Annotated in this window: 11 protein-coding genes; 10 read left to right on the top strand and 1 reads right to left on the bottom strand. The window is 38.0% G+C overall.

The window, feature by feature from the left end; translation table 11 throughout:
* Positions 1 to 11: 11 nt before the first annotated feature.
* The 8 genes from gatA to N782_RS01545 all read left to right on the top strand — a co-directional run bounded on the left by gatA (position 12) and on the right by N782_RS01545 (position 11,486).
* A complete protein-coding gene (gene gatA, locus N782_RS01580) occupies positions 12 to 1,487 on the top strand; it encodes an Asp-tRNA(Asn)/Glu-tRNA(Gln) amidotransferase subunit GatA (protein ID WP_036815508.1) in 1,476 nt (491 codons plus the stop codon).
* Entirely contained in the window at positions 1,487 to 2,917 is a 1,431-nt protein-coding gene (gatB, locus tag N782_RS01575; RefSeq protein ID WP_036815507.1) for an Asp-tRNA(Asn)/Glu-tRNA(Gln) amidotransferase subunit GatB, read from the top strand. Before gatA ends, gatB begins: the two co-directional genes overlap by 1 nt.
* Before the next feature lie 216 nt (positions 2,918 to 3,133).
* Complete coding sequence (locus tag N782_RS01570; protein WP_036815506.1) at positions 3,134 to 4,048, top strand: diacylglycerol kinase; 915 nt, start codon at positions 3,134 to 3,136, stop codon at positions 4,046 to 4,048.
* Complete coding sequence (locus tag N782_RS21410) at positions 4,029 to 4,235, top strand: hypothetical protein (RefSeq protein WP_036815505.1); 207 nt, start codon at positions 4,029 to 4,031, stop codon at positions 4,233 to 4,235. The genes N782_RS01570 and N782_RS21410 overlap by 20 nt, the downstream gene beginning before the upstream one ends.
* A 49-nt stretch (positions 4,236 to 4,284) precedes the next feature.
* Positions 4,285 to 5,679 carry a 23S rRNA (uracil(1939)-C(5))-methyltransferase RlmD gene (rlmD, locus tag N782_RS01560; protein WP_036815504.1) on the top strand — a complete coding sequence of 465 codons (1,395 nt, stop codon included), beginning with the start codon at positions 4,285 to 4,287 and terminating at the stop codon, positions 5,677 to 5,679.
* 139 nt (positions 5,680 to 5,818) lie between these two features.
* Entirely contained in the window at positions 5,819 to 7,300 is a 1,482-nt protein-coding gene (locus N782_RS01555) for a type I restriction-modification system subunit M (protein WP_036815503.1), read from the top strand.
* Entirely contained in the window at positions 7,297 to 8,541 is a 1,245-nt protein-coding gene (locus N782_RS20575) for a restriction endonuclease subunit S (RefSeq protein ID WP_052111097.1), read from the top strand. Before N782_RS01555 ends, N782_RS20575 begins: the two co-directional genes overlap by 4 nt.
* Positions 8,538 to 11,486: a type I restriction endonuclease subunit R gene (locus N782_RS01545; protein ID WP_036815502.1), complete on the top strand. Its 2,949-nt coding sequence runs from the start codon at positions 8,538 to 8,540 to the stop codon at positions 11,484 to 11,486. The genes N782_RS20575 and N782_RS01545 overlap by 4 nt, the downstream gene beginning before the upstream one ends.
* 47 nt (positions 11,487 to 11,533) lie before the next feature.
* Here the strand turns inward: N782_RS01545 and N782_RS01540 are convergent, their stop codons facing one another.
* Positions 11,534 to 12,271: a M48 family metallopeptidase gene (locus N782_RS01540; protein ID WP_237582309.1), complete on the bottom strand. Its 738-nt coding sequence runs from the start codon at positions 12,269 to 12,271 to the stop codon at positions 11,534 to 11,536.
* 194 nt (positions 12,272 to 12,465) lie between these two features.
* On the opposite strand from N782_RS01540, the gene N782_RS01535 reads away from it, so the two are divergent.
* Positions 12,466 to 14,310 carry an ATP-dependent nuclease gene (locus N782_RS01535; RefSeq protein WP_036815501.1) on the top strand — a complete coding sequence of 615 codons (1,845 nt, stop codon included), beginning with the start codon at positions 12,466 to 12,468 and terminating at the stop codon, positions 14,308 to 14,310.
* Positions 14,311 to 14,328: 18 nt separating this feature from the next.
* On the top strand, positions 14,329 to 16,158 hold the full coding sequence (locus N782_RS01530) for an ATP-dependent helicase (protein ID WP_036815500.1): 1,830 nt from the start codon (positions 14,329 to 14,331) through the stop codon (positions 16,156 to 16,158).
* Positions 16,159 to 16,399 lie beyond the last annotated feature (241 nt).

Genomic DNA, 16,399 nt, shown 5'->3' with positions numbered 1-16,399 from the left:
GAGGGAAACACATGTCATTATTTGATCACAAGCTATCCGAAATACAAGAGTGGTTACATACGAAAGAGATCAGCGTAAACGATCTTTTAAATGAGGCGTACAACCGCATCAACGAAGTAGACGGTGAAGTGAAAGCCTTTTTAACCCTTAATGAAGAAGCAGCTCGCCAGCGTGCAAACGAGCTAGACGCACTTCGTGGCACAACAGAAGGACGAGGCCTTTTATTCGGTATGCCAATCGGAATTAAAGACAACATCGTCACAAAAGGACTACGTTCCACGGCAGCGAGTCAAATTTTAGATAATCTAAACGATCCTTTATACGATGCCCATGTTGTTCAAAAACTGAATGGCGCTGAATCCGTAACAGTAGGAAAATTAAACATGGATGAATTCGCAATGGGTTCCTCCAACGAAAACTCTAGCTACTATGCTACGCGTAATCCTTGGAATACCGATTATGTACCAGGTGGCTCTAGTGGTGGTTCCGCAGCCGCAGTAGCAGCAGGAGAGGTACCATTTTCACTAGGTTCTGACACGGGTGGTTCGATTCGCCAGCCAGCAGCCTATTGTGGCGTTGTCGGCCTGAAGCCAACCTACGGACGTGTCTCTCGTTTTGGACTAATTGCATTTGCATCTTCCTTAGACCAAATCGGACCACTTACACGTACGGTTGAAGACAATGCGTACGTTCTAGAGACGATTGCAGGCCATGACAAAATGGACTCAACATCAGCTGACCTGGAAGTTCCGAAGTACACGGAAGCTCTTACAGGCGATGTGAAAGGCCTTAAAATTGGTGTACCGAAGGAATACTTTGCCGAAGGCGTTTCCGAAGAAGTGAAGACAGCTGTTCGCAATGCATTAAAAGTATATGAAGATATGGGCGCAACGTGGGAAGAGGTTACACTGCCGCACTCGAAATACGCGCTATCCACGTACTATTTACTTTCTTCATCCGAAGCATCTGCAAACCTAGCTCGTTTCGATGGCGTGCGCTATGGTCGTCGTTCCCCGCAAGCGGAAAACATGATCGACATGTTCAAGCTTTCCCGTAGTGAAGGCTTTGGCGATGAAGTGAAGCGTCGTATTATGCTAGGTACCTTTGCATTAAGCTCAGGCTACTATGATGCATACTATAAGAAAGCACAAAAGGTTCGTACGCTTATTAAGCAAGACTTTGAAAAAGTGTTTGCGAACTATGACGTGATCATTGGACCAACAACTCCAACACCTGCCTTTAAAGTGGGCGAGAAGACAGAAGATCCATTAACGATGTATGCGAACGATATTCTAACGATTCCAGTCAACCTAGCTGGTGTTCCAGGCATTTCTGTACCATGCGGTTTCTCTTCTGAAGGGCTGCCAATTGGTCTACAAATCATTGGTGACCATTTTGATGAAGGAACCGTTTATCGAGCAGCCCATGCCTATGAGCAGGCGACCGATTATCATACACACAAGCCGTCCCTGGGAGGTGCCAACTAATGAACTTTGAAACGATTATTGGTATTGAAGTACACGTAGAGCTAAAAACAGCATCGAAAATCTTCAGCCCAAGTCCGAACGCATTCGGTAGTGAACCAAACTCCAATGTAAACCCGATTGACTTAGGGTACCCAGGGGTATTACCTGTTTTAAATGAAGAAGTAGTGAACTACGCAATGAAAGCTGGCATGGCTTTAAATTGCGACATTGCAACGAATACGAAATTTGATCGTAAAAACTATTTCTATCCAGACAATCCGAAGGCGTATCAAATCTCCCAATTTGACCAGCCTATCGCAGAAAATGGATATATTGATATTGAAGTAGATGGCAAGACGAAGCGTATCGGAATTACGCGTCTGCACATTGAAGAAGACGCTGGTAAGCTAACGCACAGTGATGATGGCTATTCCCTTGTCGACTACAACCGCCAAGGTACACCTCTTGTAGAGATTGTATCGGAGCCGGACATTAGCTCCCCACAAGAAGCGTACGCGTATCTGGAAAAACTGAAGAACATCATTCAGTACACAGGCGTATCTGACTGTAAAATGGAAGAAGGTTCCCTACGTGCCGACGCCAACATTTCCATTCGCCCAATCGGCCAAGAGGAATTCGGTACGAAGACAGAATTGAAGAACCTGAACTCCTTCTCCTTCGTGCAAAAAGGGCTTGAGTTTGAAGAGCAGCGCCAGCAGAAAGTCCTTCAAGCTGGAGGCGAAATGCTTCAGGAAACACGTCGTTTCGATGAGCAAACGAAGGAAACGGTTCTTATGCGTGTCAAAGAAGGTTCGGATGACTACCGTTACTTCCCAGAGCCAGACCTTGTACCACTGTACATCGATGAAGAGTGGAAGAAACGCATCTATGATGAGATTCCAGAGCTGCCAGATGCTCGTAAGTCCCGTTATATTAACGAACTGAAGCTACCTGAGTACGACGCCATGGTGCTAACGAACAACAAAGAGCTTTCCGATTTCTTTGAAGAGACCATCAATGCTGGAGCAGAAGTAAAACAGGCTTCGAACTGGTTAATGGGTGACGTTTCTGGTTACATGAACAAAAACCAGAAAGAGCTAGCGGACCTAGCGTTAACGCCTCAAAACCTTGCAACGATGATCAAGCTTATTGAAGATGGAACGATCTCGTCTAAGATTGCGAAGAAAGTTTTTGCGGAGACGGTCGAAAACGGAACAGACCCACAGAAGTTTGTAAAAGATCAAGGCCTTGGCCAAATCTCTGATGAAGGTCAGCTACGTGAGATCATCTCTGGTATTCTAGACAACAACCAGCAATCCATTGATGACTACAAGAACGGGAAGGACAAAGCCCTTGGATTCTTAGTAGGCCAGGTAATGAAAGCAACCAAAGGACAGGCAAACCCTCCAATGGTAAACAAAATCATTATCGAGGAAATGGATAAACGCTAAGAGACACTCATAAAGATGAACAAGTCCTTGTCATAAATCCTGCTACCTTCCACGTAGCAGGATTTATTGATGCATGGACGCGTAGTAAAACGTGAAACGTAAAAGGGATGGTTTGCGTACTCGTTACTACGGATATGATAATAAGGTCAAAAACTTTTCAAACATAGAAAAACGAGCTATGATGAGAGGAAATATGGCTTGGATGGAGGAAGACCTATGAAGCGTGCCAGGATCATATACAATCCAACCTCAGGAAGAGAAGCCGTGAGACGAGAACTCCCTGAAATCTTGCAGCGTTTCGAGCAAGCAGGCTATGAAACTTCCACCCACGCTACGGTAGGCGAAGGAGACGCAACCAAAGCCGCGAGATTAGCAGTAGAGCGTTCCTTTGACCTTGTTGTTGCTGCAGGTGGGGATGGAACAATAAATGAAGTAGTACACGGAATAGCAGAACACGAATTTCGTCCCAAGGTAGGCATTATCCCGGTTGGTACAACCAATGACTTTGCAAGAGCGATTTGTGTGCCACGTAACGTAAAAGGTGCCGTAGATGTTATTTTAGATGGCTACTCCAAAGAAATTGATATTGGACGAGTCAACGACCACCACTTCATCAACATCGCAGGTGGCGGGAAATTAACCGAGCTTACCTATGAAGTACCAAGTAAGCTAAAAACTATGATTGGTCAACTAGCATACTACCTAAAAGGTGTGGAAATGCTGCCGTCGATTCGCCCAACCTATGTTCAAATCGAATACGATGGAAAATGGTTCGAAGGCGAAGTCATGGTGTTTCTCGTATCCAATACGAATTCGATCGGTGGCCTGGAAAAACTAGCACCCGATGCGTTGATGGATGATGGTATGTTCGACCTGCTTATTATTAAAAAGGTGAACATTGGCGAGCTAATTCGACTAGCCAGCCTAGCGATGAAAGGCAATCATATCAACGATCCGAACGTCATCTACACAACAGCGAATCGTATTAAAGTGCACACAGAAGAGAAAATGCAGTTAAATATTGACGGGGAATTTGGCGGATTATTACCCGGGGAATTTGTCAATTTATATCGCCACCTCGAATTTTATGTCCCTAGAGGTCGATGGGAGAATGAAGACAGCCAGTGTTAATATGGCTGTCTTTCGTTTGTGTTATCATCGGTGGCTTAAGCAAATCCTCACTGTGGCAGCAGTCGCCATACTGATGCTTTGCTTAAGTCTGGCCGATGATCAAGGCACTAAAGGAAGATTGATCAAACGTTTGATCAATTTAATCTCCAATAATCCAATCGTTTCTAAAAAAGCGGTTGAAGGGTAAACTATGATATAATGCATACCAGAATGCTGAACGGTAAAGGAAGGTACACATGTCGAAACCACAACCACCTGTACAAAAAAATCAAACGATTGAAGTTACATTTGAAGACCTAACGCATGAAGGAAATGGTGTAGGAAAAGTGGATGGCTATCCATTATTTGTTCCATACGCCCTTCCAGGGGAAACAGGGCAAGTAAAAGTAATCAAAGTAAAGAAGAACTTCGGATTCGGAAAGCTGTTAGATGTCGAGGAAGAAAGTCAAGAGCGCGTGGAACCACCGTGTAATGTGTATGTTCAGTGCGGAGGCTGCCAGCTACAGCATATGAGCTATTCCTTGCAGCTTGATATGAAGCAAAAGCAAGTCAAAGACGCCATGCACAAAATCGGTCATCTGAGTGACGTTCCCGTACACCCTGTCATTGGAATGGACGACCCGTGGCGCTATCGTAATAAAATCCAAATTCCAGTTGGAGAAAAAGACGATGGTGGCCTGAAAGCTGGTTTTTACCGCAAACGAAGCCACGAAATCATCGATATGGATACGTGCATCATTCAAGACGAGCACAACGACCGTATGGTGGAAGCCGTACGCCGTATCGCCGAGCAATACGGTATCGAACCTTACAAGGAAGAGCACCACAGCGGTGTATTGCGCCATATCATGGTACGCACAGGGCAACACACGGGTGACATCATGGTCGTATTGGTGACGAAGACGAAGAAGCTTCCACACCAAGACGCGATTGTAAAAGAAATTCGCGAGACGTTCCCAAATGTGAAGTCAATAGTGCATAACGTAAACAGCAAGAAAACAAACGTCATCCTAGGCGAGCAAACCAACGTCATCTGGGGAGACAAATACATCGTCGACCAAATTGGCGATATCAAGTTCAACATCTCGCCAAAGTCCTTTTATCAAGTAAACCCAACCCAAACAAAGCGCTTGTATGACCAAGCACTAGAATACGCAGATCTAAAAGGACACGAAACCGTCGTCGATGCATATTGCGGCATCGGCACGATTAGCCTGTTCCTAGCCCAAAAAGCCAAACGCGTCCTAGGCGTAGAAGTCGTCGCCCCAGCCGTAGACGACGCCAAGAAAAACGCCAAACTAAACAACATCGAAAACGCCGAATTCTATGTCGGCGAAGCCGAATCCCTACTCCCATGGTGGCAAGCCCAAGGCCTCCAACCAGACGTCATCGTAGTGGATCCACCACGTAAGGGCTGTGACGAATCGTTATTGAAAGCAATGATTGAAATGAAGCCGGATAAGATTGTGTATGTATCTTGCAATCCATCTACTTTAGCGCGTGACTTACGCATACTTGAGGATGGTGGATTTGAGACCCAGGAGGTGCAGCCGGTTGATATGTTTCCGCAGACGGGGCATGTTGAAGCGGTTACTAAATTAGTATTGAAAGAAGAGGCAGGTTCTTTATAAAGGGGCCTGCTTTTTATATTCTACTAACTTATATACAGATATAGGAAATACCATTTATATACACCCCCTAATGGTTTGAGTAGTTATTATTTGATATAGTATAAATTAAAGAATACATAAACGATGGAGGTAACATCGCATGACTAAACTGACACTGCCACAACTCGAATCCCATCTATGGGAATCAGCCAATATATTAAGAGGTAGTATTGACTCCTCAGATTATAAAAACTACATATTTGGAATGTTGTTTCTAAAGCGTTTGAATGACGTGTTTGTAGAAACGGCTAAGACCATAGAACAAGAAGAAGGGGACGATTACGGTTGGTATGACCGTGATGAGCACCAATTCTTTGTTCCGGAACGTGCACGCTGGGCTCACATTCAATCTCAGACTCAAGACATTGGTAATACGATTAACAAAGCATTTGAGGCTCTTGAGGAAGAGAATGCTTCCTTACAAGGAGTCTTAGCAAGCATTGACTTTAATGATAAAGATAAGCTACCAGATAAGCTTTTATTACAATTAATTCAACATTACTCATCAATTAATCTAGGGAATCACAACTTATCAGAACCAGATATGCTTGGCCGTGCTTATGAGTATTTGATTAAACAATTCGCAGATGATGCTGGTAAAAAAGGTGGTGAGTTCTATACTCCTAGTAAGGTAGTAGAACTTATCGTTAAGTTAATTAAACCAGAAGAAGAGATGCGTGTTTGCGACCCAACAGTAGGCTCTGGTGGTATGCTTGTGCAATCTGTCGATTACATTAAATCCAATGGAGGAGACCCGCGTAACCTTTCTCTGCACGGACAAGAGCGTAATTTAAATACATGGGCTATCTGTAAGATGAATTTGCTACTTCATGGTTTAAGTGATCATCGTATTGAACGTGGAGATACCATTCGCGAACCAAAATTAACTGGAGAAGATAAGGAATTATTACTGTATGATCGCGTAATCGCAAATCCCCCATTCTCTTTGAAAAACTGGGGTCGTGTAGAAGCAGAAAATGATGAGTATGGCCGTTTCCGTTTTGGTGTACCTCCAAAGAACGCAGGAGACTATGGTTTTGTGCAACATATGGTTTCTACTTTAAATCATAAAGGTAAAGCAGGAGTAGTGATGCCTCATGGTGTGCTATTCCGTGGAGGTGCTGAAGGTAAGATCCGAGAAGGTTTGTTGAAAGAAGACTTGGTGGAAGCGATTATTGGGTTACCATCTAACCTTTTTTATGGCACAGGTATTCCAGCATGTATCTTAATCTTAAATAGAAATAAAGAGGATGCTAATATAGGAAAAGTGTTTATATTGGACGGATCAAAGGATTATCAAGAAGGTAAAAATCAAAACCTCTTGCGAGAAGAAGATATTACAAAGATTGTGAATGCATATGATACCTGGGATGATCAAGAAAAATATTGTCGTTTAGTAGATATAGAAGAAATTGAAGAAAATGATTTTAATTTAAATATTGCCCGTTATATTGATACAACTATTGAGGAAGAACAAATAAATGTTAATGAGGTCATTAATGAATTAAAAAATTTAGAAAAAGAACGTTTAGAAAGTGAAGAAAAAATGTATATGCATTTAAAGGAGTTAGGGTTTTTATGATGAGAGAATATCCTGAAAATTGGAAGATTATGAAGCAATCTGATTTCTCTACATTTTACAATGGAAGAGCATTTAAGCAAAAAGAGTTCAAAGATTCTGGTACTCCAATTGTAAGAATTCAAAATCTAACTGGTAAGGGTCAGACTGTATATACTGATATGACTTTAAAAGATGAAAAATATATTTCAGAAGGGGATTTGATATACGCATGGTCAGCAACTTTTGGTCCATATATTTGGAAAGGACCAAAGGCTGTGTACCATTATCATATATGGAAGATTGAATGTGACAATTCGATTATAGATAAGATGTTTTTTTATTATCAATTACATCTACTTTCAAGTAGTTCCTCAGCCCATAAAAATGGAGCGGTGTTTGCTCATCTTACAAAAGGGTTTATGGAAAATTATGAAGTTCCAGTACCTCCTTTAAAAGAACAGGAAAAAATATCACAAATATTGTCTTCAATAGATCAAACAATCAAAAAAACAGAGCAAATCATTGATCAAACCGCACGATTGAAAAAAGGGATAATGCAAAGACTTTTTACGTCAGGTGTCTCTCATGATGAGTATAGGAACACGACGATAGGAGAGATACCAAAATTATGGGATTTAAAAAATGTTAAAAATTTAGCAATTTTGGGTCCGCAAAATGGTTTGTATAAACCATCTAGTGAATATGGAAAAGGAACTTTTATAGTTGTGTTAAATGATCTTTATAGAAATGAGAGAAAAATTAATGACTTTTTAGAAGATAAAGTGAAAATTACTCAAAATGAATTAAATAGATATAAATTGAAAGAAAATGATTTACTAGTTAATCGGGTATCGAAACAGATTGAAGGTGTTGCGAAAGTTATTTTAGTAGACAAAATATATGATGACACGGTATATGAATCAAATATGATTAGAATTAGACTTGAAACAAGTAAAATTCTCCCTGAGTTTTATTCATATTTCTCATTTACAAACGCTTATTATAAACAAGTTGCTAAGATTGCGAAGTATTCAAATCAAGCAAGTGTGAGTCAGGATGGTATTGAAAATATTTTAGTCCCTTTACCCAGCATAGGAGAACAGTATGAGATTGTTAATGTACTGAATAGTCTTGAAGACAAGCTTAATATTGAACGAAAAAAATTGTCGCAATTAAACCTCACAAAAAAAGGCCTGATGGAACAACTACTAACAGGCAAAGTCCGAGTTCCATTAGATGACGAAGAGGTGGTTCCGTCATGAACATTACACACGACTGGAACGAAAAAGGGCTAGTCGAGAATAGAGTACTTGAACATCTTCGAAAGCTTGGATACACATATGCTCATGGGTCATCTATGGACCAAGAAAGAGATACCCAAACAGAGCTTGTTCTAAAAAAAAGGTTAGCGAATGCTATTCAAAGATTAAATCCATGGATTAATGAAAACAACTTAACCAAGACAGTACGTTCTATTACCCACATGGATTTCTCAAGTCTCATGGAAGCAAACCAACATTTCCATGAACTCCTGATTAATAGTATCTCTGTGACACAGGATCTTGGAAAAGGCCGTAAAGGGCAGACAGTTCGCCTAATCGATTTTGAAAACCTTGAGAATAATGAATTTTTAGTTGTAGATCAATTCTCTATTACCAATGCACAAGGAACTATTCGACCAGATGTATTAGTGTTCGTGAATGGCATACCGTTCGTCGTTATTGAATGTAAGAGTCCTACACTTCATCCGGATAAGCAGATTTCTCAAGGTGTTACGCAATTGAAGCGGTATCAAAAAGAGAACGAGACTCTTTTCCACTATACGCAGTTTTTAATTGCTACAAGTAATGATCGTGCCAAAGTAGGAACAATTGGGGCCAAGCTACAGCATTATAGTGAATGGAAAGACCCTTATCCTCAAACAATTGCAGATATTGGTCCGAATGCAACACCTCAAGATATTCTCTTGGAGGGTACACTCAAAAAAGAACGTCTGTTAGATTTGATTCAAAACTTTATCGTGTATGAGCCTGAGGACGGTCGTGTGATTAAAAAGCTTGCACGTTATCAGCAGTATCGTGCTGTAAACAAGGCAGTAAATCGTATCTTAAATAACGATAAACCTCAATATAGAGGTGGTGTTGTTTGGGCAACACAAGGTTCTGGTAAGTCTCTCTCTATGGTTTTTTTGGCAACGAAATTACGAAGGATTGAGGAGCTTGGTAATCCAACTATCTTAGTAGTGACAGATAGACAAGACTTGGATCAGCAGATTACAAACACCTTTAAGCGTTGCGGTTTTCCTAATCCTCAACAAGCAGAATCCGTTAGTCAATTGAAATCCCTCCTACAACAAGGACCAGGTGCTACAGTCATGACGTTAGTGCAGAAATTCCAGGAGTCTGAAGGCGAAGAAGAATACCCTGAATTGACTAGCTCTGAAAATGTCATTGTATTAGTAGATGAAAGTCATCGTACCCAGTACAGCTCTTTAGCTATGAACATGCGAATCGGATTACCAAACGCAACGTACATAGGATTTACAGGTACACCCATTGATAAGGATGATAAAAGTACCGTTCGTACATTCGGAACCTATATCGATAAATATACGATTGAACAAGCAGTGGAAGATGGGGCAACCGTACCAATATTCTATGAGTCTAGAATGGTTGATTTACATGTGCAAGGGCAAAGCATTGATCAACTATTTGATCGCTTTTTTAGAGACTACTCAGAGGAAGATCGGGAACGTATCAAAAAGAAATATGCGACAGAAGAAGCTATCACAGCCTCCTCTAAACGTGTTCGGTCTATTGCTTTAGATATCATTGAGCACTTTGAACAGTACATCAAACCTAACGGCTTCAAAGCCCAAATTGTTGCGGTTTCAAGAGAAGCAGCAGTTATGTATAAGAACATGTTAGATGAACTGAGTGATTATGAATCTAAAGTGATTATGTCAGCTGGACATAATGATGAAGAGCATCTACAAGAGCATCATATTTCAAAGCAAGAGGAAAAGCATGTGATTCAGCGATTCAAGAAACCAATGGAAGAAGACGAATTAAGTTTCTTGATTGTATGTGACAAATTATTAACCGGCTTTGACGCACCAATTGAACAGGTGATGTATTTAGATAAACCGTTGAAAGAGCACAACTTACTACAAGCTATTGCAAGAACAAACAGAACCTATAATAAGAAAACATACGGTTTGATTGTCGATTACTTTGGCGTATCACGCTTCTTAGAGGAAGCATTAGGAATATTCCATGAAGATGACGTAAAAGGTGCATTAAGCGATGTGGATGCAGAAATTCCTAAACTACAAACCCGTCATCGTAAGGCTATGCGCTTTTTTGATTATCAAAATAAAGATGATCTCGATGCGTGCTTAGCGATTTTGGAGCCGGAGGATATAAGAAATGAGTTTGATACTGCCTTCAAGAAGTTTTCTGAAAGCATGGATATGGTGCTCCCAAGTCCTAAAGCTAAACCATATTTAGAGGATCTTCAGTGGCTAGGAAAGATTCGTAAACTTGCCAAGTCAAGGTACCATGTCCAAGAAGGGATGGATATTTCCGATTGTGGGGAGAAAGTTCGTCAGTTAATTGAAGAGCATGTGTATGCTTCCACTCCTCATATCTTGTTTGAGCCCATTGATATTTTATCCAATCGTTTTGATGAAAAGTTAGACGAAATCAAAACTCCTGAAGCAAAAGCTGCTGAAATGGAACATGCCATCAAGCATGAGATACGAGTGAAATTAGAGGAGAATCCTGTTTTATATACTTCTTTAAAAGAACGCTTGGAAGAATTAATCGAGCGACGGAAAGAACGTCAGATGACGATTGAAGATTTGCTAGAAGAATATAAAGAGATAATGGAAGAGATGCGCAACAACGAAGCGGAAAGTCAGGAACATGGTTTTGAACCTAAACAATACCCATTCTTCCAACTATTAGAGCAAAAGTTAGAGACGCATGAGCAGGAAAGTGTAAAGGAATTAACACACATTATCACGGATATTATTCAAGATCATGCAGTTATTGATTGGCCAGAAAAGAACGACGTAAAGCGTGAAATGCGGAAGAAAATCAAGAAACAACTACGAGCAAGTAACTGTCCATCAAAAGACGTTGAAAATATCGCCTTGCAACTCATGAATCTAGCAGAAGTCCACTACAAAAATATAGGATATTAACATAAAAAGAAGGGCATGACACCATAAAAGGTATCATGCCCTTCTTTTTAACCTATACAGTGTAATTCCATCCCATGAATACGAAGCCATTCCTTTCGCTCTTCATAGTCAGGTAGAATGGATATCACTGTGTTCCAAAACTCTTGATTGTGTTCAGCGACAAGTAAATGAGATAGCTCATGAACCATAACATAATCAATCACTTTCACTGGAGCCATAACAATACGCCAATTAAGGTAGATATCTCCTTTAGGTGTACAAGTACCCCAACGTTTATGTTGAGTTCTGAGATTTATAGAGTTAGGTGTGACTCCCAGCAAATTTTGATAATACTCAGCTCGTTCCTTAATTTTCATCATTCCATGTTTTCGATACCAGTCAATGAGCTGAAGTTCGAGTGTTTGTTGAATCTCTTCCTGACTCCATTTTTGTGGAACGGTAGCAATAAATTTGCCTTGATAATAATAAATAGATGCATGATTCACAGCTTCTCTATGGACTTTTAATTTATAATTCCTACCAAGGTAAGGAAGCTTCTCCCCACTTACAAACTCTTTCTTGCTGGTGAAGTGCTCTACTTCATTCAATTCATTTAACTTCGTTTTTATCCAAGGAGCTTTCTTTTGCAATAGCTTTTCTAGTTTTTCATCTTCTAAACTCTTTGGGGCATATATCTCAACGCCATTTACTAAATCTACTGATATCTTCATATCACTTCGTTCTTGGTGGTGAATCTCATAATCAATGTTGGTTGTGCCGTATTTCAGTAAAGGCAATGTGATCATCTGCTTTCTCCTTAATTTAGCTAATCAATATAATATCACTTGTTCTTCGTGAAATAAAATAGCCAACAATTAATTATTACTTTGGAGGAGGTTTACAAAGTTTTGAAACTACTTTGTAGAGCATATATGATTACAAAAAGTTTAATTCAAACATTACATTCTATATAATGGAAATAAATTAAGGAGGGGAATTAATGAGGTTAAAAACCGTGACAATTAATAATTACAGAACATTTGAAGATGCTACTTTTGAATTCTCAAATTATGGTGTTGTGATAGGCGCTAATAATTCAGGTAAAACTAGCGTATTCTCCTTACTCGATAAGATTTTAAATCCCTTTAAGTCTCTTTATTATAGTGAATTTGAGGTAAGTGATTTTAGAGTTTTAGATGAGCCGTTAGTAGTTAACATGACTTTTGATTTTTTAAGTGAAGTGCAAATGAGTGAGTTTAAGTTCCATCTTAATAGGGTTGAAATGGAAGATTTTCAGAGTGAAGAAGAGAAACTTCAAATATATTTAAAATATGAATGTATATATGAATCATCTACTGAAAGCTTCTCAAAAAAATTATACATAATATCTGGAGATGAACAGTTTAATATGAGCGAAAAACAAAGGAAGTTATTTCCTTTTATTTATAGAGGTGCTCAAAGAGACAACCGAACTGAATTAAGAATGGGGAGAAATACATTTCTTAGTCGTCTGTTAGATACTGTAGAGATTGATGGTAATGCTAAAGAATCTATTCAAGAGTTGATGGGGCAAGCCTCTGATATACTCTCAGAACAACTTAAAAATATTTCTAATTTAATTGAGCAAAATTCAAAGCATGTTATAGACTATCCTATAAAACCTAGCGAAGATGAAGAAAAACAAAACATACGGTTTAACCTTCTTAACTTAGAATCAGAAAAACTCTTAAATAATTTAGAGATTTATATTTTAGAGGCATTTAAATCCGACTTTGAGTCTCTTACTAAGCAAGGGTTAGGTTATCAGAATGCTATAGTCTTAGCTATTTTTAAAAGTTTTGCAACATCTGCTATTAAAGGAGACTTAATTTTAGCGCTAGAGGAACCTGAACTGTTTCTTCCTCCACATGCCCAAAGGGCTTTAGCTAGAGATTTTAAGGAGCTTTCTAGTGAAAATCAAATTCTTATAGCTACACATTCTCCATCATTTATGTTGAGTACTAACCCCAAAGATATAGTCATTTTAAGAAGGTTAAATAGCGGCATGACAAGTGTTTCTCAATTTAATAAAAATGCTTCCAAAAAAGATATAGAATGGTTTAGCAAAAGAATCAATGCTATAAATGGTGAGGCTTTTTTTTCAAATGTAGTATTACTAGTAGAAGGGGAAACTGAAGAAGGAGCAATTAATGAGTTGTCATACAAATTAGATGCAAAAAACTCCGAATATTCTTTCGATAAATATGGAATAACGATTATAAATTGTGGAGGTAAATCAAAAATAAAAGATTTTAATCGTCTCGTTAAATATTTTTCGTTACCAACGGTAGCGTTAATAGATTTTGACCCTGATGGAACTGATCCAAATTTAGATAGAGATGAAGGGGAGGTAAACTATTTATCTAGTGTCGTGGATAACTTAAAACAATTACCAAGAGATCCAGAATGGGGAGACTTTGAAGGTGTTCTATCAAAAGAAGCTCCAATAAACAACTTATTACAGATAATAGAAGATTTAGAGATGAAAAAGGTATTTTGTGGACAATTAATAAAGATAAGTAAAGAATTAGAGATAGAACAGGATATAGATTTCATAAAAGATGTTTCAGCAAATGAAGAAGATATTCAATTAGATGACCTTATTCGAATTAAAGAGCATATTAAAAGTATTGATCACAAGTATATAAAAGACTGGTATAGGGCGGGAATAAGAGATACATTAAAAAGACAAAAATCTGTTATAACGGGCGATATAATAGCCGCTAACCTGAGTGGAAATGAAATCCCTAATGATTTTGCTGGTGTAATAATGAGTTGTGTTGAACTGTCTAGAGACCGGTTCTAATATATGAGGTGAATTAGGATGAATGAAAATATAATTGAAGAAATAATTCTAGATAATAAATCTTCAGCCTTAGTTTTAGCTGGACCTGGAGCAGGTAAAACAAGGTTGATAATAAGAAAGCTAGAAATACTAGCCCAACAAGATTATTTTAACTCTTCCGGAAAAAAAGCCTTAGTTTTAACATTTAATAAAAAGGCTTCAATAGAATTACAATCTCGTATTGAAAAGGCAAATATTCCGGATAGTAGTTTTATTGAAGTTTTTACTTATCATGGTTTAGGATATAAGATTTTAAGAACATACGGTTATTTAATAGATATATCCTATCCACTGAAGTTATTTCCAATTGATGAAAGGAAAGCATTAATAAAAGAATTAGAAAGTACATATCAAGCCTTCTCATTCGATCTCTTTTATCAAAAATATGCATCAATTGCTAATGAAAAAGATAGAGAAAGGTTCGTGGGAAAACACGCTCAGGAATATGCTGATGCTTTATGTTCTTATAACAGCTTCAAAGAGGAAAAAGGCCTTATAGATTACTCTGATTTAATAAGTAAGTGTATCGAATTACTTCAGAATTCCAATTGGCTGAGAAGGGTGTTTCAGGGTGCATACCCAGCTATATTAGTAGATGAATTCCAGGATACTGACCAGCTTCAATTCAAAATGTTAATGATACTTGGATTATATTCTAATATTTTGTCAGTTGCTGATGAGGACCAAATTATTTATGAATTTAGAGGGGCAGAAGAAAAGAATATTAATGACTTTATTGATGTATTTAAAGCTTCAAAATATCACCTTTCATATAACCATAGGTCTACCAATAATATTGTACAAGTAGCAAATTCTTTAATTAGTAATAACACAAACAGATTGTCAAGAATTCCAATGCACACAAATAACCCAGATGGGTCGAAAATTGGTATATATATGTGTAGCAGTATTGATGAAGAAGTACTAAGAATAAAAAATTTAATTATCTATTGGAATAAAGAAAATAAAGGGAACTGTGCAATACTATTTAGAGAAAAGGTTAATCTTTCTAAAATTATAATATCTCGAGTTTCTAAAGAATTAGATGAAGTTGGTGTTCAGACTTATGAGTTAAAGCCTGACATGATTTTAAAAGATCCTGTCGTACAATGGTTTATAGTAGCCTTAAGGTTTAAAGAATATTTAACATTAAGTTTATTATCTGAATTTGTGCTTTTTTTGCCAGGTATTGGGAGGAGGACTCAAGAAAAAATCTATGATTATATAAGAAAACACGATGATATTTTATACGATGATGTAGATTTAGCACTATTTTTTAGTAAAAAACAGTTATATATAGTTGATGGAATATTAAATGAATTATTTAAATCCCATCATATCTTAGATGTTTTTGATTTAGCTTATAATAAGGTATCTGAAAAAGAAAAACTAAAAAATAAAGAAAAATTTTATGGGAATATACGCCGTGTCATAGAACAAGAAACAAATGGGTCTGCCAAAGAGTTGGTTAAAAATTATAGATATATTTTAGATGTAAATAACCTCTTAAAACTTTCTAAAAATGAAGTGTTTATAGGAACTATACATCAAGTTAAGGGATTAGAATTTGAGAATGTTGTGATTAGTGGTGTGTCAAATGGAATATTTCCTAAAATTAAACAAGGTGTAGAAAATACAATCCAAGAAGAGCGCCGTTTATTTTATGTCGGAATAACTCGTGCTATGTTTAACCTTTGTATTACAGCGTCAAGAGAATGGTTTAATCCTTTGGAGAAAAGGATTGAAAGATTAGAAGTATCTCCATTTTTGAGGGAACTTCCTAGAGAATATCTTGTTTTTAATCAATAAAATTGATTAGGTAATTATGGTTAATGATTAATAATGAAAGTTATTTATTTGTTGGGGGTGGTAGAGGCAGGAGTACATATATTTCTTTAATTGAAATTTAAATGGCTGAAATTTGAAATAAGGCTTAATAACCTCCATTTTTCAATGGCTTCATATTCTTTCAGAATCCTCCTAAGAAACTTTGCTATAATATTAGTTGGTATAAAAATGTTTATAAGGTAAAATATGGTTTGAGGGTTTG

Source organism: Pontibacillus yanchengensis Y32 (genome assembly GCF_000770635.1).
Classification (GTDB): domain Bacteria; phylum Bacillota; class Bacilli; order Bacillales; family BH030062; genus Pontibacillus; species Pontibacillus yanchengensis.
The sequence above is the reverse complement of the archived record's forward strand: the minus strand, read 5'-3'. Positions and strand labels throughout refer to the sequence as shown.

Excerpts from the sequence above, each read along its gene's own strand:
- gatA (WP_036815508.1), top strand. The coding sequence starts at position 12 with ATGTCATTATTTGATCACAAGCTATCCGAAATACAAGAGTGGTTACAT.
- gatB (WP_036815507.1), top strand. The coding sequence starts at position 1,487 with ATGAACTTTGAAACGATTATTGGTATTGAAGTACACGTAGAGCTAAAA.
- N782_RS01570 (WP_036815506.1), top strand. The coding sequence starts at position 3,134 with ATGAAGCGTGCCAGGATCATATACAATCCAACCTCAGGAAGAGAAGCC.
- N782_RS21410 (WP_036815505.1), top strand. The coding sequence starts at position 4,029 with ATGAAGACAGCCAGTGTTAATATGGCTGTCTTTCGTTTGTGTTATCAT.
- rlmD (WP_036815504.1), top strand. The coding sequence starts at position 4,285 with ATGTCGAAACCACAACCACCTGTACAAAAAAATCAAACGATTGAAGTT.
- N782_RS01555 (WP_036815503.1), top strand. The coding sequence starts at position 5,819 with ATGACTAAACTGACACTGCCACAACTCGAATCCCATCTATGGGAATCA.
- N782_RS20575 (WP_052111097.1), top strand. The coding sequence starts at position 7,297 with ATGATGAGAGAATATCCTGAAAATTGGAAGATTATGAAGCAATCTGAT.
- N782_RS01545 (WP_036815502.1), top strand. The coding sequence starts at position 8,538 with ATGAACATTACACACGACTGGAACGAAAAAGGGCTAGTCGAGAATAGA.
- N782_RS01540 (WP_237582309.1), bottom strand. The coding sequence starts at position 12,271 with ATGATCACATTGCCTTTACTGAAATACGGCACAACCAACATTGATTAT.
- N782_RS01535 (WP_036815501.1), top strand. The coding sequence starts at position 12,466 with ATGAGGTTAAAAACCGTGACAATTAATAATTACAGAACATTTGAAGAT.
- N782_RS01530 (WP_036815500.1), top strand. The coding sequence starts at position 14,329 with ATGAATGAAAATATAATTGAAGAAATAATTCTAGATAATAAATCTTCA.